Origin of the sequence: Sphingobium sp. B2D3C (genome assembly GCF_025961835.1) — a bacterium.
Classification (GTDB): Bacteria; Pseudomonadota; Alphaproteobacteria; order Sphingomonadales; family Sphingomonadaceae; genus Sphingobium.
This window is the reverse complement of sequence record NZ_JAOQOK010000001.1, coordinates 2,595,170-2,615,236: the sequence shown is the minus strand read 5'-3', so window position 1 is coordinate 2,615,236 and position 20,067 is coordinate 2,595,170. Positions and strand designations below refer to the sequence as shown.

The window sequence follows — 20,067 nt, the reverse complement described above, 5'->3', positions numbered from 1 at the left end:
TCCGGTCAGAACTCGTAGCGGGCAGTGACGGCCCACTCGCGCGGTCTGGACGGGGTGGCCTGGATGCCGGCCGTCGAGGTCGGGCCAATGCCGGTATAATAGAAGGTATCGGTCAGGTTGCTGACCGACGCCGATAGCGTCAGCCCGCTCGCATCCGGCTGCCAGCTTACTCGCGCCCCAAGCAGGCCATAGCCCGGCTGTGACTGGCTGAGCGTGTTGCGCAGATCGTACCAGATGCGGCTGCGCCAGTTCCAGTCGGCCCGCAGGCTCACATCGCCGGCGGAACCCAGGTCGATGTCATACTGCGCCGCGACGGCATAGTTGAACGCCGGGGCACCGACCGGTTCGCAGGTCGGGCAGGGGCCGTTCGGAACCGCTGCTGCCGCCCCGAGATCGGTATAGTCGAACTTGTTATAGCCGAGCATGCCGTTCAGGGTCAGGCCCTGCGCAGGGCGCGCCGTTACCTCCGCTTCCACGCCGCGAATGCGGGCGGTGCCGGCATTGGTGCGCAGCGAGTTGGGAACGCCGTTGAGATCCGGCACGATGGCGGTGACCTGACGGTTGGTGAAGTCCGTTTGGAAGACCGCGAAATTGGCCTGCACGGCGCGATCCAGCACGTTGAGCTTCGCGCCCAGCTCGTAGGACGTCACCGTTTCCGGCAACACCGCAGTAACCTGCGCCGCGCTGAGCGGACGAGGATTGAAGCCACCCGAGCGGAAGCCGCTGGAAACCGAGCCGTAAAGGAACACGTCTTCGCTGGCCTTGAAGTCCAGACCGACGCGATAGTCGACACGATCATAGGCGACATCGGCCGTGGTGTAAGCGAAGGGCCGCGTGCCGGTCTCGTAATAGAGACGGTCGAACACATAGTCCTTCTTCTCGTTGCTGTAGCGCAGGCCACCGTTCAGCTTGAGCTGATCGGTGAGCGCAAAGGCGACATGCGCGAAGGCCGAGTAGTTCTTGCTCTTCGAGATATCCTTGGTGAACTGGGTCAGGTTGAGCGTGGCGAAGTAGACCCAGCTGTCATAATTGCCGGTCGCCGTGTAATAATAGCCGCCCAGGGTCCAATCCAGCCGGTTATCCATCATCAGGCCGGACAGGCGGACTTCCTGGCTGAACTGGTGGTGGCCCAGAGTCTCCGCGCTGCCGCCCAGGTCCATCGGCGAGCCATCGCCATCGCGCCCGAAGAAGCCGTCATATTTCCGCCACGCCGTGATCGAGGTGAGGCTGATATTCTCGCCGAGCTTCCAGTCGATCTTGCCGGTGATGCCCCACTGATCGAGATTGCTCTCATTGGGCAGCGCCAGACCGTTGCGGCCGGGCTGATAGGCGGCATAGGTCGTGTAGGGCGAGTTGGTGATGAAGCGGCTGTCGTAGGGAATCCCGTACAGCGGCACGCCGATGGTGGCATTGTATGACGTCAGCGTCGGGCTGATGGTGAGCAGCTTGTAAGCGCTCTGCGCCGTATGATCGCGGGAATAATCGCCCGTCACGGTCACTTCGAGATCATCGCTCACCAGCGCGCGCAGAGAGGCCCGCGCCGCCTTGGTGTTGATGTTGCCGAGCTTGCCGGCCTCGCATCCGGATTCCGTCGTTCTCTGACGCAGCAGGTAGGACAGCGGCGCCGTGCCCGCGCCGGTGCTGCCGGGGTTGGCGCAGGCGAAGTCCAGCACGGACATATAGCCCTCGCGGCTCAGCGAGGCGCCCGAAACGCGCAGGAAGACGCGGTCCTTGATGAGCGATGCATCGAACGCGCCGCGCACGTCCATGCGGTCGTAGCTGCCTGCGGTCGCCTCGACATAGCCGGTGTTGCTGCCGGTCGCCTGCTTGGAAACGAGGCGCAGCGCACCGCCGAGCGAGTTCTTGCCGAACAGCGTGCCCTGCGGACCGCGCAGAACTTCCGCGCGTTCCAGATCGAGCAGGCCAAGCACGCCGCCGAACACCGTGCCGTGATACACGTCGTCAACATAGACGCCGATCGCAGGCTCGATGGTGAACTGATAGTCGGACTCGCCGATGCCACGGATGGTCGACTGGAGCGACTTGCCAAAGGCAGCGCTGCCTTCCCGCAGATAGATGTTCGGCGTGGTGTTGGACAATGCGGTTACGTCCCGCGCATCGCGCGCCACCAGTTCGTCGCCGGTGACGGCGGTGATGGCGATCGGCACGGTCTGCAGGCGTTCCTCGCGGAAGCGCGCCGTCACCACGATGTCACCGTCGGTTCTGGCCGTCCCGGCCGCATCCTGCGCGACGGCAGGCGCCGCGACGCACAGGCTTGCCAGCACGGCTGCCGATGCAGAACAACCAAAAATCGTCTTGAGCCCCATATCACTCTCCCTTGAAATCGCTGCTACTCTAAGCGCCGCTCTTTGGGCGGTAGCTTGGCTGGCGCGTGGGCCGCGGCTGACGAGCCGGCGGCGTGTCGATCCAACGATGGGCGGATATCATCGCTCATGAACAGCGGCCATGAGGGCGCGGCGATAACCGTTATTCAGCTTGTGCATATCGACCCCCCACGGCGGCGCTGATCAGGTCCGCCGCGCCTCGATCGCTGACATTTCCTCGCCATATTCACAAATGGTCGAGCGACGCAGGTCGCGCTTCACACCGAAGTAATCGAACGGGCGGGCGCGATGCAGGGTGCACCGATTGTCCCAGATGAGCAGGTCTCCCTGCTGCCACCGGTGGCTGTAGATAAATTGCGGCTGGGATGCGAAGGCGACGAGGGCGTCCAGCAAGGCGCGACCCTCGGCTTCATCCATGCCGATGATATGGTCCGCATGCGAGCCGATCACGAGGCACTTTCGGCCGGACGCGGACAGGCCAACAATGTCATGGGTGACCGCCGGATACATCTCCTTGAGCGCCATCGTGCCCTCAAAGCCGATGCGCTGGCGTGATATCCAGACATTATGTTCCGCCACGCGGCCTTCGACCCCTTGGCGCACATCCTCGGGCAGCGCGTCGTACACGGCCCGGGTATCGACCAGCTCCGTCTCACCGCCCTCGCTGGTGACGCTGCGGCCGAGCAGGAGGGACCATTTGGTTGGCATGGCGTGGAAGGAACTGTCCATGTGGAACAGCTCATTGCCCTTGTTATTGGCGACCGCCTTGTCGTCCGGCGCCATGATCTCTCCGTCCAGCCGAAGATTGGAGGCATCGTACAGCAATGGGCTGATCCGCTTGCGGGGAGCGGCGCCATCAGAGCGCGTGCCATGCGGCAATTCCAGCGGGCCGAACGCCCGGCTGAAGCGAATGTGATCCGCATCATCGATGTGCGACTGCCCGCGAATGACGAGCACCGCATATTGCGCCATCGCCTCTTCCACGAGGTCGACCAGCGCCTGATCCGGCTCGCTGGAAAGGTCAGCGCCGATGAGTTCCGCTACAAACAGCGGATGAAGCGGATTGATCTCCATGCATCGTCTCCCGATATTTTCATCGAGATTTATGGCGTGGCCTGACGAGGGCAACGGTGTGGTGGCGCATGGGGCTTATCGACTGCGTGCATAACGCCATCACGAAGTGGAGCTTGAGCCCAGCCCATTCTCCGCTCGCCATTGCATGCCGCATCACCGGCTTTATGTTTGACTAGAGCCCTGCGCTTGGCGCACTTGCGCTGCGGGTGCGAAAAGAGATCTCATGAGAATCGTCATCGTCGATGATAGCGGCGCGCGCGCGACGGTCCTTGAGGAAGGGCTGCGTGATGCCGGCTATGACGACATTCATGTCGTCCCCCCACGCGGCGCCTTCGTCGCGCGGCTCGAGCGCATGGCGCCGGACGTGGTGCTGATGGACCTCGGCAACCCCAGCCGCGATACACTGGAAGAAATGCTCACCGTCAGCCGTGCGCTGGCCAAGCCGATCGCGATGTTCGTCGACCAGTCGGATGACAGCATGATCGAGGCCGCGATCGATGCCGGCATCTCGGCCTATGTGGTGGACGGGCTGCGCAAGGAGCGGATCAAGCCGATCCTCGATCTGGCGATCCGTCGCTTCAATGCCTTCGCCCGGATGCAGGCTGAGCTGGACGATGCCCGCACGCAACTGGCCGACCGCAAGACGATCGACCGCGCCAAGGCCATGCTTATGGCCCAGCGCGGCCTCGGCGAGCCGGAGGCCTATGCGCTGCTCCGCTCCAGCGCGATGAACCAGGGGAAGAAGATGGTCGATATCGCCGCGGCCCTGATTACCGCGCATGATCTGCTGGGAGGCACGCCGTGACGCCGATCCGCATTGCCTTTCTAGGACTGACCGATACCGCCGTTCTCGTTGCCGCGCGCGAGAAGGGTTTTGCGCAAGCCGAGGGCGTCGCGCTCGATCTGTTGCGCGATACCAGCTGGGCCACGCTGCGCGACCGGCTCGTCTACGGTCAGGTGCAGGCCGCGCACATGTTGGCCCCGCTCGCGGTGGCGGTGACGCTGGGCTTGAGCCAGCAGCCTTGCGCGCTTTCCGCGCCCTATAAGCTCAACGTCAATGGCAACCTCATCGTCATGGCGCCCGGCTTTTCCGCCGCGCTGGAGCCGGATACGACTGCGCGCCTCAACGATCCGCTGGCTACCGCGCATGATTTTGCCACCGCCATCGGCCTCCATCATCGCAAGCCGATCATCGGCGTCGTCCATCGCTTTTCCAGCCATGCTCTCGTGCTGCGCTACTTCCTCGCTAGTGCAGGGATCGACCCGGACCGCGACGTGGTGATGCGCGTCCTTCCGCCTTCCCTGATGGCCGAGGCGATGCGCGCGGGCGAGATCGACGGGTTCACGGCGGGAGAGCCATGGGGCAGTGCGGCCATCGAGGCGGGGCTTGCCGAAGCCGTTGCGGCGAGCGAGCGTCTCTGGCAGCGCGGCGTCGAAAAGGTGCTCACCTTCCGCACCGACTGGATGGAAGCCAATCCGGATGCAGTCGATGCGCTGCTGCGGTCCATGGCCAAGGCAGCGCTCTGGTGCGACGATCCCGCCAATCGCGCGGAACTGGCCTTCCTGCTCGCCGGGCCGGCCTATCTCGATCAGCCAATCGCGCTGGTGGAGCGTGGGCTGGCCGGGCGCATCGTCGCGCGGCAGGGCGAGCCGCCGGTCGACCTGCCCGACTTCCTGCTCTTCGCCCGTGAGGCCACGCCCTTTCCCTGGCAGAGCCAGGCGCTGTGGATCTACTCCCAGTTCGTGCGCTGGCGCATGGTGAAGCCCGGCGAGGCGAGCCGCGCCAAGGCCGCGTCCGTCTTCCGGCCGGACATCTACCGCCGCGCGCTGGCCGACAGTGACGCGCCGATGCCCGGCGCCAGCAGCAAGGTGGAGGGCGCCCTCACCAGCCCCCTCCCCATCGGCGCCCCGCGCGGCGCGATCACGCTGGGGCCGGACCGGTTCTTCGACGGTCGCAGGTTCGATCCGGATCAGATCGAGGCTTATCTGGCGGGGTTCGAGCGGGGATGAGGGGGCGGATCATCGATCCCCGCGATCCTTCGGATCGCTACCCCTCTCCCAGCTTCGACTAGGCAGCGTGCTGCCAAGTCTGCGCATCCCTCTCCCTCAAGGGGAGAGGGTTTGAGCTTGGCTCATCGGGCAGGAGATTGCCGCCTCCAACTCTGCCCAAAATTGTGCCTTGCAACATGAGCCGAATCGCGAGATAGTATCTCCGTTACGCGACGAGGCGTGACCGCTTGGACAGGCGCTCCATTGAGGGAGCGGGCCGCGTCCTCCCAAATTTTGCAGCAAAGCCGCTGGCCAGACATGTGCATTTTTGTGCGCATCGTCTGCCGAGCGGCTTTTTTCGTTTCACCGCCCATCAAGGGGCTTCGTCACTAAGGGGACGTGACATGGCAACGATAATCAGTGACGTGACTGGCATGAGCGCCACACCGGCATCATCCGAGAAAAGCAATTTCTGGCGCGTGGGCCACAAGCCGACGCTGATCGCCTCGTTTCTCTATTTCGATCTCGCCTTCATGGTCTGGGTGATGCTCGGCCCACTCGCGCCGGATATCTCCGCCACGCTGGGTCTGTCGGCTGCGCAGAAAGGCCTGATGGTCGCAACGCCCACGCTGATGGGCGCCATCCTGCGCGTCGTGAACGGGCTGCTGGTGGACCGGATCGGTCCCAAGCTCTCCGGCGCGATCAGCCAGGTCATCGTCATCGTCGGACTGCTGACGGCTTGGATGATGGGCGTGGACAGCTTCGGCGGCACGCTGGCGCTGGGTGTGATCCTCGGCTTTGCGGGCGCCAGCTTTGCCATCGCGCTGCCACTGGCCAGCCGCTGGTATCCGCCCGAGCATCAGGGCAAGGCGATGGGTCTTGCCGGCATGGGCAATTCCGGCACGGTCCTCGCCGCGCTCTTCGCGCCGACGCTGGCCAAGCTCTTTGGCTGGAACGCGGTGCTGGGCCTCGCCTGCATTCCGCTCGCGATCGTCTTCGTGATCTACATGGTGATGGCCAAGGACGCGCCGAATCAGCCCGCGCCCAAAAAGGTCCTCGAATATTTCAAACCGCTCCAGACGGCGGACGCCTGGTGGCTGATGGGCTTTTATGCGGTCACGTTCGGCGGTTTCTCGGGACTGTCGGCCTCGCTCAGTATCTACTTTACCGACCAGTTCCTGCTCAGCCCGATCATGGCCGGCTATTGCACGGCGGCCTGCGTGTTCGCCGGATCGCTGGTGCGGCCGATGGGCGGGGCGCTGGCGGATCGGGTCGGCGGCATCAACACGCTTGTGCTGGTGTTCCTCGTCGCCGCGCTGGCCCTTGCCGGGGTGAGCATGGCGACGACGCTCCCCGCCGCTCTCGGTCTTTTCGTGCTGGCCATGCTGGCCCTGGGCACGGGCAATGGTGCGGTGTTCCAGCTCGTGCCGCAGCGCTTCCAGGCGGAAATCGGCATCATGACCGGGCTGGTCGGCATGGCTGGCGGCGTGGGCGGCTTCTACCTCGCCTCCTCGCTCGGCTTTGCCAAGCAGCTCACTGGCAGCTTCTCCTCGGGCTTCCTGATCTTCGCCGGCCTCGCGGTTCTGGCGCTCGCGGGGATGCTGGCGGTCAAGAGCAAGTGGCGCGCGACCTGGACGACCGGCGCGCGCATCTGATGACGTGACGATGGGGCGGGGCCGGTGGCTCCGCCTGTCTCATCAGGGGGAAAATCATGAAATATTTTTCTATCACGGCGGCCCTGCTGGTCGCCGCCGGGCCGGCTTGCGCCCAGGATCTGACGGTCAAGCCGCTCGCCGAACTGCGCCTGCGCTATGAGAGCGTCGATCAGGACGGGCTGGCCCAGCCGCAAGCCGATGCGGCAACGGCCCGGCTCCGCGCCGGCACGCAAGCCAGCCTCGGGCCACTCTCCGCGCTGGTGGAAGGGCAGGGCACGCTCCGCCTCGCAGGGGATGCCTTTGACGGGTTGAACGGCGCAGCCAACCGGCCGCTTATCGCCGACCCGCAAAATGTGGCTCTGTCCCGCGCGCAGATTGCCTATCGCGCGCCCGCCTTCGCGCTGACGGCCGGGCGGCAGCGCATCATGCTGGATGACGAACGCTTCGTGGGTGCTGTGGGCTTCCGGCAGAACGGCCAGAGCTTCGATGCCGTGCGCGGGGAATGGACCGGACTTCCGGGCGTTCGCGCGGATGTCGCCTATGTCTGGCAGGTGCGCACCATCTGGGGCGTGGATGGCGCCGGTGCCCGGCCGCGCAGCATCGACGGCGATAGCGTGCTGACCAACGTCTCGGCCAAAACGCCGCTCGGCACCGTTACCGGCTTCGCCTATCTGATCGATCAGGACGAGGCGGCGGTGCAGGGCTATCGGCTATCGAGCCAGACCTATGGCGTCCGGCTTGCCGGGACGCGCAAGCTCTCGGCCTCCACGAAGCTCGGCTATGCGCTCAGCTACGCGCGGCAGAGCGATTATCGCCGCAGTCCCAATGATTATGCGGCGGACTATTGGCTGGCGGACGTGACGCTGGATGTGGCCGCCCTCAAGCTCAATGCCGGCTATGAAGTGCTCGGCGCGTCCGGCGGCGCCGCGTTCACCAGCTTCCAGACGCCGCTCGGCACCAATTTCAAGTTTCAGGGCTGGGCGGACAAGTTCCTCACCACCCCGCCCGATGGCCTGCGCGATCTTTACGCCGGCGCAAGCTACGGCCGGCGGGGTGTAACGGTGCAGGCCATTTATCACCGCTTCGAGAGTGACCGGCTGGAGCGGCATTATGGCGACGAGATCAATTTCCTCGCCAGTGTGAAGCGTGATAAGGCCACGGTATCTGCGCGTTTTGCACGCTATGAGGCGGACAGCTTCGGGACCGACACCAGCAAGCTGTGGCTGCAACTGGATTGGGCGCTGTGACGATGACGCGCCGGAATCGCTTGCGCGGTTTCGCGAATCGCGTCATGTTGCAGTGCGAAGGGCAAGGATGCCCGACGGATTTCATAGCTGAGACTGGCCCGCGGATGGGCCGTCAAGGCGCGATGTGATGGCAAAGCCGCCATCCAGGCTTCGGTTCAAACACCGGAGCCCGGATGGCGGCTTTTTTTCGTTTTGGAGCAAGGCACATGGACTTCCAGGATTATCGGGCGGGGGAGCATGCGGCGGACGGCCCGGACACAGGTCCCGCCAGCCCCCGCGAACATCTGGTGGTAATCGGCAATGGCATGGCCGGTTGCCGCGCCGTCGAGGAGCTGCTGGCGCGCGATGCCGGGCGCTACCGCGTCACCATCTTCGGCGCCGAGCCGCATGTGAACTATAACCGCATCATGCTCTCCCCTGTGCTGGCCGGGGAAAAGAGCTTTGACGAGATCGTCATCAATACGGCCGACTGGTATCGGGAGAACGGCATCGATCTGATCGTGAGCGATCCGGTCATCGCTATCGATCGTGCCGCGCGCACCGTCACCAGCCGTTCGGGCCGGGTCGTCGCTTATGACCGCCTGCTCATCGCCACCGGATCGGACCCGTTCATCATCCCCGTACCCGGGTATGACTTGCCCGGCGTCATCAGCTTCCGCGACATGAAGGATGTCGACACGATGGTCGCCGCAGCCGATGCCAAAAATAACGGGGGTGGCGGCGAGGCCATCGTGATCGGTGGCGGTCTGCTCGGGCTGGAGGCCGCGCACGGGCTTTCCTTGCGCGGCATGAAGGTCACGGTGCTGCACCTGCCCGGCACGCTCATGGAGCGCCAGCTCGATGAAGCCGCGGGCTGGCTGCTCAAGACGGCGCTGGAGGCGCGCGGGCAGACCATCCTCACCGGTGCCGATACCGCTGAAATCTTTGGGCAGGGCAAGGTCGAGGGCGTGCGCCTGAAAGATGGCCGCGAGATCCCCGCGAGCCTCGTCGTCATGGCCGTCGGCATCCGCCCCTCGGTGGCGCTGGCGCGCGAGGCCGGTTTGGAGGTCGGGCGCGGCATCAAGGTGGACGATCATATGGTCACCTCGGACCCCGCGATTCTCGCGGTCGGCGAGTGCGTGGAGCATGACGGGCAGGTCTATGGCCTCGTCGCGCCCTTGTGGGACATGTGCCGCAGCCTTGCGGACGGCCTCACCGGCAAGGTCAACCCCTATCGCGGTTCGGTCACCTCCACCAAGCTCAAGGTCTCGGGCATCGACGTCTTCTCCGCGGGCGATTTCTCCGGCGCGGGCGCGGGCTGCGAGGACATCGTGCTGCGCGATGCCAGCCGGGGCGTCTACAAGCGCCTCGTGCTGCAGGATGACCGTATCGTCGGCGCGGTACTCTATGGCGATACGGGCGATGGCAGCTGGTATTTCGATCTGCTCCGCAAAGGCGAGAGCGTCGCGGACCTGCGCGATCTGCTGATCTTCGGCCAGGCCTTCGCCTCCGGGGGTGGGCAGGCGGACCCTAAGGCGGCCGTTGCGGCGCTCTCGGACGATGCCGAGATTTGCGGCTGCAACGGCGTGTCCAAGGGCCAGGTCGTCTCCTGCATCGCCAAGGGCGCGCACAGCCTCGATGCCGTGCGCGCGACCTGCAAGGCCTCGGCAAGCTGCGGTTCCTGCACGGGCCTCGTCGAGACATTGCTGGCGATCACGCTGGGCGACGATGTCCAGTCCGGCCCCAAGACGATGTGCAAGTGCACCAGCTTCACGCATGACGATGTGCGCCGCGAGATCATCGCGCAGGGCATGAAGTCGATCCCCGAGGTGATGCAGAAGCTGCACTGGGGCACGCCGGATGGCTGCGCCTCCTGCCGTCCCGCGCTCAATTATTATCTGCTCTGCGCCCTGCCGGGTGACTATGTGGACGACCAGCAGAGCCGCTTCGTCAACGAGCGCCTCCATGCCAACATCCAGAAGGACGGCACCTATTCCGTCGTGCCGCGCATGTGGGGCGGCCTCACCAATCCGCGCGAGCTGCGCGCCATCGCCGATGTGGTCGAGAAATATGAGGCGCCGATGGTCAAGGTCACCGGCGGCCAGCGGCTCGACATCTTCGGCATCAAGAAGGAGGATCTGCCCGCCGTCTGGGCCGATCTCAATGCCGCCGGCATGGTCTCGGGCCATGCCTATGGCAAGGCGCTGCGCACGGTGAAGACTTGCGTGGGCAGCGAGTGGTGCCGCTTCGGCACGCAGGATTCCACCGGGCTTGGCGTGCGGCTGGAGAAGATGAGCTGGGGCTCGTGGATGCCCCACAAGTTCAAGATCGCCGTCTCCGGTTGCCCCCGCAATTGCGCGGAGGCGACCATCAAGGACTTTGGCGTGGTCTGCGTGGACTCGGGCTATGAGCTGCATGTCGCAGGCAATGGCGGAATCCATGTCCGCGCCACGGACCTACTCTGCCGCGTCTCCACCGAGCAGCAGGTGCTCGATTATTGCGCGGCCTACATCCAGCTCTACCGCGAGGAAGCCCGCTATCTGGAGCGCACCGCGCCTTGGGTCGAGCGGGTCGGCATCGATTATGTGAAGCAGCGCATCGTCGAAGACGAAGTGGGGCGCGAGGCCCTGTGCGCCCGCTTCCTTTATTCGCAGAGCTTCAGTCAGGACGATCCCTGGGCGGCGCGCGCGGAAGGCGGCGAGCGCGAGCAGCACGCACATATGGCGCAGTTCAAACCCGTCAAAGCGGAGGAAATGGCATGATCGGCGATTGGCTCGACATCGGCTGGGTGAACGAGATTCCCGTGCGCGGCAGCCGCACCGTCACCGTGGATGGCGCCGGGGAGATCGCCGTGTTCCGCACCGGGGACGACAATGTCTTTGCCCTGCGCAACCGCTGCCCGCACAAGGGCGGCCCGCTGAGCCAGGGCATCGTCCATGGCCACAGCGTCGCCTGCCCGCTGCACAATTGGAACATCGCGCTGGCAACCGGCGAGGCGCAGGGTGAGGACAAGGGCTGCACGCCGACGATTCCCGTGAAGGTCGATGGCGGTCGGGTGCTGATCTGCCGTACCGGCACGCTGCAGGCGGCAGCGTGATGGGGGCGATTGCTTCTCCCTCTCCCCTTCAGGGGAGAGGGCTGGGGAGAGGGGTATTGCGTCGTTGACCCCCGCCAATCCCAGTTCCCCTCTCCCAACCCTCTCCCCTGAAGGGGAGAAGACTAACATCCGCACCACCTGCGCTTATTGTGGCGTCGGCTGCGGCATTCTCGCGACGCCCATCGGCCCGCGCAGCATGGCGATCAAGGGCGATCCCGATCACCCGGCCAATCGCGGGCGGCTGTGCTCCAAGGGCACGCATCTGGGCGAGACGGTCGGGCTGGAGGGCCGTCTGCTCCACCCGATGATCGGCAACAAGCGGGCCGGCTGGGACAAGGCGCTCGATCTCGTGGCCCGCCGCCTCCGCGAAACGATCGCGCGCCACGGGCCGGACAGCGTCGCCTTCTACGTCTCGGGCCAGTTACTGACCGAGGATTATTACGTCGCCAACAAGCTGATGAAGGGGTTCATTGGCTCAGCGAATATCGACACCAATTCGCGCCTGTGCATGTCCAGCGCGGTGGCGGGCCATCAGCGCGCGTTCGGCGAGGATATCGTCCCCGCCAGCTATGACGATCTCGACGCGGCCGACCTGATCGTCCTCGTCGGCTCGAACACCGCATGGTGCCACCCCATCGTCCATCAGCGCATCATGGCCGCCCGCGCCGAGCGCGGCACGAAAATCATCGTCATCGATCCGCGCCGCACCGAGACGTGCGAGGATGCCGACCTGCATCTTGCGCTCAAGCCCGGCACGGATGTGGCGTTGATGAACGGCCTGCTCGCGCATTGCCGGCGCGAGGGGCTGGTGGATGCGGCGTTTGTGTCCGATCACGTCGCTTCGCCGGAGGGCTTCTGGGAGGCGCTGGAGCGCGACCATGATCTGTGGAGCATCGCAAAGACCTGCGACCTTCCCCCCGCCGATCTCCAGCGCTTTTACGATTTGTTTGCCGCGACGCCGCGCGCCGTCACCCTGTTCAGCCAGGGCATCAACCAGTCGATCCGCGGCACCGATCAGGTCAACGCGATCCTCAATGTCCATCTCGCCACGGGTCGCATCGGCAAGCCGGGCGCGGCGCCGTTTTCGATCACCGGTCAGCCCAATGCCATGGGCGGGCGCGAGGTCGGCGGGCTGGCGACGACGCTCGCGGCGCATCGCGGCTTTGGCGAGGAGGACGTGGCGGAGGTGGGGCGCTTCTGGGCCGCCGAGCGCATGGCGACCAAGCCGGGCCTCAAGGCAGTGGACATGTTCCGCGCCATTGCGGAAGGGCGCATCAAGGCACTGTGGGTGATGGCGACCAATCCCGCCGTCTCGCTGCCGGATGCCGCCCGCGTGCGCGAGGCGCTGGAGACTTGCCCGTTCGTCGTCGTCTCGGACGTGATGGCCGATACCGATACCACCCGCTTCGCCCATGTGCGCCTGCCCGCCGCTGCGTGGGGGGAGAAGGATGGCACCGTCACCAACAGCGAGCGGCGCGTCAGCCGCCAGCGCGCGGTGCTCGCGCTGCCCGGCGAGGCGAAGCCGGACTGGTGGATCATCAAGGAAGTCGGCCGCCGCATGGGCTGGCGCACGGCCTTTGGCTATGCGCATCCGGCGGAAATCTGGCGCGAGCATGCCCGCTTGACCACCTATTGCAATGAGGGCGCCCGCCTGCTCGATCTGCGGGACAAGGTGGCGCTGGGTAATGCGGATTACGACGCGCTCGAGCCTTTCCAGTGGGGCGGCACGCCCTTTGCCGATGGGCGCTTCTCCACGCCGGACGGCAAGGCGCGGCTGGTGCCGGTCGTCCAGCGCGAGGCCGAGGCGCAGTTGCGCGACTGGCCGATGACGCTCAATACCGGGCGCTATAGGGACCAGTGGCACACGATGACGCGCACGGGCCTCAGCCCCAAACTCGCCCGCCATCGCGAGGAGCCGCAAGTTGAGGTGCATCCCGCCGATGCCGCGCGGTTGGGGCTGGAGGATCGCGCGCTGGCCCGCGTCATCACGCCGCAGGGAGAGAGCCTGTTCCGCGTCGCACATATGCCTGGCCAGCGCCGGGGCGAGGTGTTCACGCCGATCCACTGGACCGATTGCCAGTCCACCGGCGGGCGCACCGGCTTGCTTGCGCGTCCGCTGGTCGATCCGCACAGTGGTCAGCCCGGCTTCAAGATGACGCCCGCTCGCATCGAGCCGGTCGCGGTCGACTGGCGCGGCTTCCTCATCCTCCACGGCTCGGCACTGGGCGCCCCCAAGGCACCGGATTGCCTCTGGGCGACGCGCATCGCCGTGCCCAATGGCGCGCTCTATGAGCTGGCCGGGGAGGGTGATCCCGCCGTGCTGGATGCAGCCCTGCCGCGCGGTCAGCGCATCGAGGCGAGCGATCCCTCACGCGGCACGCGGCGCATCGCGATCCTGCAGGACGGGCGCCTCGCCGCCGTGCTGTTCGTCACCCGCGACGGCGACCTGCCGGCGCGCGACTGGCTCATCGGCCAGCTTGCCCAGCCGCAGGGGCCGCAGGTGCTCGCCGGTCGCGCGCCGGGCGCGCAAGTCAATGTCGGCCCGATCATCTGCGCCTGCTTCGGCGTGGGTCTCCACGCCATCGTCGCGGCCATTCGCGCGCAGGATCGCGTTGATGCCGCTGCCATTGGCGCGGCGCTCGGCGCGGGCACCAATTGCGGCTCCTGCCGCCCCGCCATTGCGCAGCTCATCGCTGCCGAAACGAAGGAGGCCGTCCATGGCTGAAGCATTTGCACCCGGTACCGTCTGGCTTGTCGGCGCTGGGCCGGGCGATCCCGATCTGCTCACCCGCAAGGCCCTGCGCCTGCTCGAACAGGCCGATGTGGTGTTCTACGATGCGCTGGCCGGGCGAGACATCCTCGATCTTGCCCCGCAGGCCGAGCATGTCAGCGTCGGCAAGCGCTCGGGCCGCCACAGCAAGGACCAGGCGACGATCGACCAGCTGATTGTCGCGGCGGCACTGGCCGGACGGCGGGTGTTGCGACTGAAGGGCGGGGATCCCTCGATCTTCGGCCGCTCGACCGAGGAGCTGACGGCCTGCGCCGCGCATGGCATCCCTGTCCACATCTGCCCCGGCATCACGGCTGCCAGCGCCGCGGCCGCCAGCGGCCTCGTCTCGCTCACGCTGCGCGGGGCGGCACGGCAACTCACCTTCCTCACCGCCCATGCGCGGTGCAAGGAGCCGCTCAATGTGGATTGGTCACGCCTCGCTGCCGGCGAAGCGACGCTCGCCATCTATATGGGCCGCGACGCCGCGCCGGAAATTGCCCGCAACCTGATTGCCGCCGGACTGCCCCCGGAGACACCGGTCATGGTCGCCGTCAATGTCTCCCGCCCGGATGAGCGCCTGCTGCGCGGCCGGCTCGATGCGCTGGCCTTTCTCGTGCGCACCATCGGGCGCGACGATCCCACCCTGCTGCTGATCGGCGATGCGCTGCTGTGCCCGGGGAGCGAGCGCAAGCGCGCCGCGGCGTTGGCGCAGATAGGACAGGCTACCACGCAGGATTGATCTATCGCTCAGATGACAGGGTCGAAATGGCAGCGTCCTTTCGCAACAGGACGCTGTGTCAGGCGATTTTTCCTGATCTGAACTTAAACGATTGTGTAGCGTAACCAATGTCCAGACGCTTGATTTCTCAGGTGTCTGAGGGCGCAGTATCTTCAAAGTTTATGCGCTGCTGAATTTTGGTAGCGATGCAATCACGACGCCCGCCTTGGTTTCACCTTGCAATTGCAGAAAATGGGTTCCAACGAACTCCCGCATGCCAGTGGATCGAATAGCTGGCAGGCGGCTAAATCCTCCATAAGGACTGCATCAGATGTTTAGAAGACTGTCGCTTGAGACGGGTCTGAAATCGATCGGTACCCGCGTTGAGGAGTATGCCATCATCGCAATAGTCGTGGTCGGCCTTAGCTGGCCGGCTTCACTTTTGGCGGCTCCAACTCCGACTCCGGCGGCACCTGTTGAATCGGTCAGGCTTTTGCCGCGTACCGGGCCGTTCACGGTGACGATGGAGACGGTGCCGAGCTTGCCCAACCACGTCGTTTATCGCCCTGAGGGCGTCAAAGGCCGTATGCCGATCGTCGCCTGGGGGAATGGCGGCTGCGCGGCGGTGGGCAATCGCTACCGCAGGTTCCTGACGGATATCGCATCGCGGGGCTTTTTGGTGATTGCGGTCGGGCAGATCGGCGATGCGCGATACGAGACGGATCATGATGCCGAGCCCTACATGCCGACGGGCCCGATCGATTTCAACGCGCCTGGCCCTTCCGAATCCGTGGAACTGAGCAGGGCGATCGATTGGGCTACGGCGGAGAGCCAGCGTCGCGGTAGCGCCTATTTCAAGCGGGTCGACACGCGCCATGTTGCCGTGATGGGTCATTCCTGTGGCGGGCTGCAGGCGCTGGCGGTGACGGTGGCAGATCCTCGGGTGACGACAGCGGTCATCCTCAACAGCGGGGTTTGGTCCACCGGTCCGGGCGGTCTGCCGGGTGCGCGCGTAACCAAAGCCGATCTGGCGCGAGTCAAAGTGCCCATCGCCTATTTCAGCGGCGATCCATCCGATGGCGCCCACGCGAACAGCAAGGATGATTTCAGCCGGTTGCGCTCTGTGCCAGCGGTGTGGGCCTATCGCAGCGGCGTGGGGCATACCGCGCAATATTGGGGGCCGCAGGATGAAGACGAATATAGCCGGGTGACCGCAGCCTGGCTGCAATGGCAATTACAGGGCGACAAGAAGGCGGCCCAGGTGTTCCGCGGCGCGGATTGTACGCTTTGCAGTGACAGCAAGTGGACGCTGGCGCGACATGATATTCCCTAGGCGGGACGGATCATCAGTCCGTGCCGATAGGCTGCCAAACAGCGGCTCCTCTTATATGACGAGGAGCCGCTATTTTTTATCCCGGTTCCACCTGGAAGGAGATTGATCCCGAGCATCTCGCCATCTGGCGTGATGGCTAAGAATGGCCGTCCCCCGGGGGGCGCGACGGCATCAGCCGATGCCCCCCGGGAGCAGCGGCGCCTCGTTACACCATCGCCCAATAAGTGAAGATGGATTGAGACTCACGGCGGTCCGCCTTGCCGACGAAAATCGTGCGGCTCAGCCAGTCGTGCGGGCCAACCGGCGCATCGAAGCGCGGGGTAAGGCCCATATAATATTCGGAAGGATCGACGGGCTCATATTTGCGCATCCGTTCCAGCACCTCTTTGCTGCCATAGCGAACGCCGGTGTTGTGCAGCTCGATGATGGTGCCGTCATCGGCCTCGATCAGGTAGCGGGCGTCGAACCGCACCGTGTCGTCCGGTTTCACCGTCGGCCAATCGCCACCGCTGTGCGGGATGATCTTGCCGTTCAGCTTGGGGCCTTTCACGGTGCCGCCGAGAACACCAACATAGCCGCGATCCATGCCCCAGAAGGTCGGGCCGTAACGCAGGCGCTTGCCCAGCTCGATCTTGATTTCGAATGCGAATTCGAAGCTCGGCGGCGTCAGCGCCTTTCCGGTCATGTCGGAGATCTGCTGCTGCCGCGCGGCCGCTGCGCTCGTTTGGGCAGCGGCCATGGCCGGGAATGCAGTGGCGACACCAGCAGCGCCGATGCCGGCAGACAACAGGCTGCGGCGCGAAAATGACTCATTACTCATATAGACTTCCTCTCTATCGCCCGAAGGCTCTCGCAGGCTGACGATGGGGATGCAGAAACACGGGTACCGCAGAATTGTCAGACCATAAACACCAGTCGAGGACCGGTGAGGCGGATCTTGGTCGCAAAAAAACAGATCATTGGCAAGATTGGCGGTCTTGCCCACGGCATGATGGCTCCAATTTCGTGTCAGATTCCTGCACGGACAGCCGCGCGCCGCGGAAAACGGCTATTAAGAGCCCATATTCCAATCTTCTTAGAGCGTGATGAGCGCGCGGACGCCCGGTTCCGGCCCCGCCGCGCCATCGCAAATCGGCGGACAGTTCGTCGCACCAGCGCTCTCTGCACGAGCGGCAAAGGCATAAATTCGCTGCATAATCTGGCAACTTGTGTGCGGCATGCTGGCTTTAAGGCCGCAATCCGGCTAGCTGACGCTGCAAAACTCGGCGCAACCATGGGTGGGCAATGACAAAATCCGCAACGAACAAGGCGAGCCGCCGGCCGGTGCAGCTGAAGCGGCAAAAAACGAGCCTGCACCGTCGGATCGCGCACGATCTCGGCGTGGCGATCGTAACGGGCAAGCATCATCCCGGCGATATCCTTGCGACTGAGCTCAATGCCAGCGATGAGCTGAGCGTTTCCCGCAGCGCCTACCGTGAGGCGATCCGTGTGCTTGCCGCCAAGGGCCTGGTTGAGTCCCGCCAGCGCACCGGCACCGTTGTCATGCCCATCACGCGCTGGGCGTTGCTTGACCCGGACGTGATGGAGTGGATGTTCGAAGGCGGCGCCTCGACATCCGTGCTCGAGGGATTGGTCGAGATGCGCCTGATCATTGAGCCCGCAATTGCAAGCCTTGCAGCGCAGCGGCGCACGCTCCAGCAGATCGCGAGAATGCGCGAGGCTTTGCAGGATATGGAACGTTTTGGCCTGACAAGCGAGAAGGGACAGGCGGCGAACCGCCAGTTCTATGAAGTGCTGTTGCAGGCGACGGCCAATCCCCCGCTGGTCAATCTGGGCAACAGCCTTGGCACTTTTGTGCTGTGGTACACGGAATTTCAGGGCGGCAGCAGCACGCCGCGCGAAACCGTGCGCGAACATTGGGCGCTGTTTGATGCCGTTGCCGCGGGCGCAGCCGAGGAAGCATCCGCTGCCATGGAAGGCCTGATCCGCAGCACCTGACCTGCGACGCGGGCTACCGGGCCCTGCCGATCATAAAGCGCCCTGCCCCGTAGCACTCGCTATTGCGCAGTATATGCCATGAGCATTCTGTGTGGTTTTCCTCAAATTGTCTGTTTTTTTGTGGCCCCGTCCGCGCGATGTTGGTATCGGCGCCGGCGCGTCGTGGCCAGACGATCGGCCGGACGGTGAATATTTATAGGGCTGAAGCATCTTAAGATGCTGAAAAGACATAGATGTGAGGGGCTTGGGATGGCGGACGGTCAGATAATCGGCGATTCGCTAGATGCGGACCAACTGCGGCGGATTAGCTCTGCCGGAGTCCTGTCATGACCGCTTTTCCTCAGACCATTCATTTCACGGGCCTTAATACGCCTGTTCGCACCGAAGCGTCTGTCCGCAACCTGCTGGTGGAAGGCGAGATCCCGTCCGAGATTGAAGGCGCCTTCTTTCGCGCGGTCCCGGATCCGGCCCACCCGCCCATGTTCGATGACGATCATATCCTGTCGGGAGACGGGATGATCGCGCGTTTCAAGTTCGAACACGGCTCTGTGGATTATGACATTCGCTATGTCGAAACCGCGCGTTATGCGGCCGAGCGCGAAGCCCGGCGCGCGCTGTTCGGCCAGTATCGCAATCCCTTTACCGATGACCCCAGCGTTGCGGGCGTTGATCGCACGGTCGCGAACACGACGCCGCTTTGGCATGCAGGTCGGCTGTTCATGACGAAGGAGGATGGCCGCGCCTATCGCGTGGATCCGACTACCCTGGACACGCTCGGTGCCTGGGATTTCGGCGGCGCCCTCAAATCGGAGACGATGACGGCCCATTCGCGGATCGATCCCGAGACCGGCGAATTGTTCTTCTTCGGCTATGAGGCCGATGGCCAATGTTCGCGGGCGATCGCCTATGGGATTGCGGATCGCGACGGCAACCTCGTTCGCGAGCAGTGGTTCGACCAGCCCTATGGCGGCATGATCCATGACTTTGCGATCACGAAGAGCCGCGCGATTTTCCCGATTTTTCCGACCACCACCGATCTTGAGCGGCTGCGCGCCGGCGGGCCGAAATGGGCCCATGAGCAGGACCTGACCTGCCGCGTTGGAATCATGCCGCGCGATGGCGATGTCGCTGCGATGCGCTGGTTCGAAGGCGCGGCTGGCGCGTCCGCTTTTCATATCATGAACGCCTTCGATGAAGGCGATCGGGTTCATCTCGACATCTTTGTATCCGACACGAACGCATTTCCGTTCATGCGCGAAGCGGGAGGAATCCAGCGCGGTCAGCAGGAGATCCGCGGTGCCTTCGAACGCTGGACGTTCGACCTCACCAAGGATAGCTCTTCCTACGAGGTGCGGCCGCTCGGCCCCCCGGGCGACATGCCGCGCATTCGCGATGCCGATACCGGCCTGCCGTACAGCTTCGGCTGGTATCTGACGGTCAATCCGAATGGGCCGCCTCCGCTGCCCGGCGGCCCGGTCGGCATGACCTTCAACATGCTCATCCGCATCGATGTGGCGCATGGCGGGCTCGACGCGCTCGCACTGCCGCCCGGTCACGCAATCAGCGAGCCCGTTCACGTGCCCTCGGCCGCGCCAGGGCATGACGGGTGGCTGCTTGCTGTGGTCGATCGCCAGGTCGGCGATCAGGCCTTCGCCTCGCAGCTATGGGTCATCGATGCTGGCGCGGTCGGGGCGGGGCCGGTTGCCAAGGTGCATGTGCCGCTGCCCTTGCGCGCTCAGGTGCATGGCACATGGGTGCCAGCCACCCAACTGGCGCTGGCAACGACCTGAAACCAAAGCAGTAATTCCGGGCGCCCGGCGCCTTCTTTTTCATTGCAGTTTTGCAATCGATTGAAATTCAAT

The 20,067-nt window shown here is 64.7% G+C and carries 14 protein-coding genes; 11 read left to right on the top strand and 3 right to left on the bottom strand.

Annotation, left to right across the window (positions count from 1 at the left end; all coding sequences use genetic code 11):
- Positions 1-5: 5 nt before the first annotated feature.
- Positions 6-2,327 (bottom strand): TonB-dependent receptor, encoded by a 2,322-nt coding sequence (locus M2339_RS12100; RefSeq protein WP_264586446.1) that lies wholly within the window; start codon positions 2,325-2,327, stop codon positions 6-8.
- Positions 2,328-2,528: 201 nt separating this feature from the next.
- Positions 2,529-3,419, bottom strand: a complete 891-nt coding sequence (locus M2339_RS12095; RefSeq protein WP_264586447.1) for a TauD/TfdA dioxygenase family protein — start codon at positions 3,417-3,419, stop codon at positions 2,529-2,531.
- 223 nt (positions 3,420-3,642) lie between these two features.
- Here M2339_RS12095 and M2339_RS12090 point away from each other — a divergent pair, with 223 nt between their 5' ends.
- The 9 genes from M2339_RS12090 (at position 3,643) to M2339_RS12050 (ending at position 16,207) form a co-directional block, all read left to right on the top strand.
- Positions 3,643-4,224, top strand: a complete 582-nt coding sequence (locus tag M2339_RS12090) for an ANTAR domain-containing response regulator (protein WP_264586448.1) — start codon at positions 3,643-3,645, stop codon at positions 4,222-4,224.
- The gene (locus tag M2339_RS12085) at positions 4,221-5,429 is read left to right on the top strand and encodes a CmpA/NrtA family ABC transporter substrate-binding protein (protein WP_264586449.1); all 1,209 of its coding nucleotides are present in this window, start codon (positions 4,221-4,223) and stop codon (positions 5,427-5,429) included. The genes M2339_RS12090 and M2339_RS12085 overlap by 4 nt, the downstream gene beginning before the upstream one ends.
- A 383-nt stretch (positions 5,430-5,812) precedes the next feature.
- On the top strand, positions 5,813-7,063 hold the full coding sequence (locus tag M2339_RS12080) for a nitrate/nitrite transporter (protein WP_264586450.1): 1,251 nt from the start codon (positions 5,813-5,815) through the stop codon (positions 7,061-7,063).
- A gap of 56 nt (positions 7,064-7,119) precedes the next feature.
- On the top strand, positions 7,120-8,310 hold the full coding sequence (locus M2339_RS12075; protein WP_264586451.1) for an alginate export family protein: 1,191 nt from the start codon (positions 7,120-7,122) through the stop codon (positions 8,308-8,310).
- Between the two features lie 206 nt (positions 8,311-8,516).
- On the top strand, positions 8,517-11,051 hold the full coding sequence (nirB, locus tag M2339_RS12070) for a nitrite reductase large subunit NirB (protein ID WP_264586452.1): 2,535 nt from the start codon (positions 8,517-8,519) through the stop codon (positions 11,049-11,051).
- Positions 11,048-11,386, top strand: coding sequence for a nitrite reductase small subunit NirD (nirD, locus tag M2339_RS12065; protein ID WP_264586453.1), 339 nt, complete (start codon positions 11,048-11,050; stop codon positions 11,384-11,386). The genes nirB and nirD overlap by 4 nt, the downstream gene beginning before the upstream one ends.
- Before the next feature lie 127 nt (positions 11,387-11,513).
- Entirely contained in the window at positions 11,514-14,111 is a 2,598-nt protein-coding gene (locus M2339_RS12060; protein WP_264588304.1) for a nitrate reductase, read from the top strand.
- Positions 14,104-14,895 (top strand): uroporphyrinogen-III C-methyltransferase, encoded by a 792-nt coding sequence (gene cobA / locus M2339_RS12055; RefSeq protein ID WP_264586454.1) that lies wholly within the window; start codon positions 14,104-14,106, stop codon positions 14,893-14,895. Before M2339_RS12060 ends, cobA begins: the two co-directional genes overlap by 8 nt.
- A 496-nt stretch (positions 14,896-15,391) precedes the next feature.
- The gene (locus M2339_RS12050) at positions 15,392-16,207 is read left to right on the top strand and encodes a dienelactone hydrolase family protein (RefSeq protein ID WP_264606358.1); all 816 of its coding nucleotides are present in this window, start codon (positions 15,392-15,394) and stop codon (positions 16,205-16,207) included.
- 205 nt (positions 16,208-16,412) lie between these two features.
- Here M2339_RS12050 and M2339_RS12045 read toward each other — a convergent pair whose 3' ends face one another.
- Complete coding sequence (locus tag M2339_RS12045; protein ID WP_181560779.1) at positions 16,413-17,027, bottom strand: DUF3237 family protein; 615 nt, start codon at positions 17,025-17,027, stop codon at positions 16,413-16,415.
- A gap of 464 nt (positions 17,028-17,491) precedes the next feature.
- Between M2339_RS12045 and M2339_RS12040 the strand changes: the two genes are divergently transcribed.
- A complete protein-coding gene (locus M2339_RS12040; RefSeq protein ID WP_181560778.1) occupies positions 17,492-18,205 on the top strand; it encodes a FadR/GntR family transcriptional regulator in 714 nt (237 codons plus the stop codon).
- A gap of 326 nt (positions 18,206-18,531) precedes the next feature.
- The gene (locus M2339_RS12035) at positions 18,532-19,995 is read left to right on the top strand and encodes a carotenoid oxygenase family protein (protein WP_264586456.1); all 1,464 of its coding nucleotides are present in this window, start codon (positions 18,532-18,534) and stop codon (positions 19,993-19,995) included.
- Positions 19,996-20,067 lie beyond the last annotated feature (72 nt).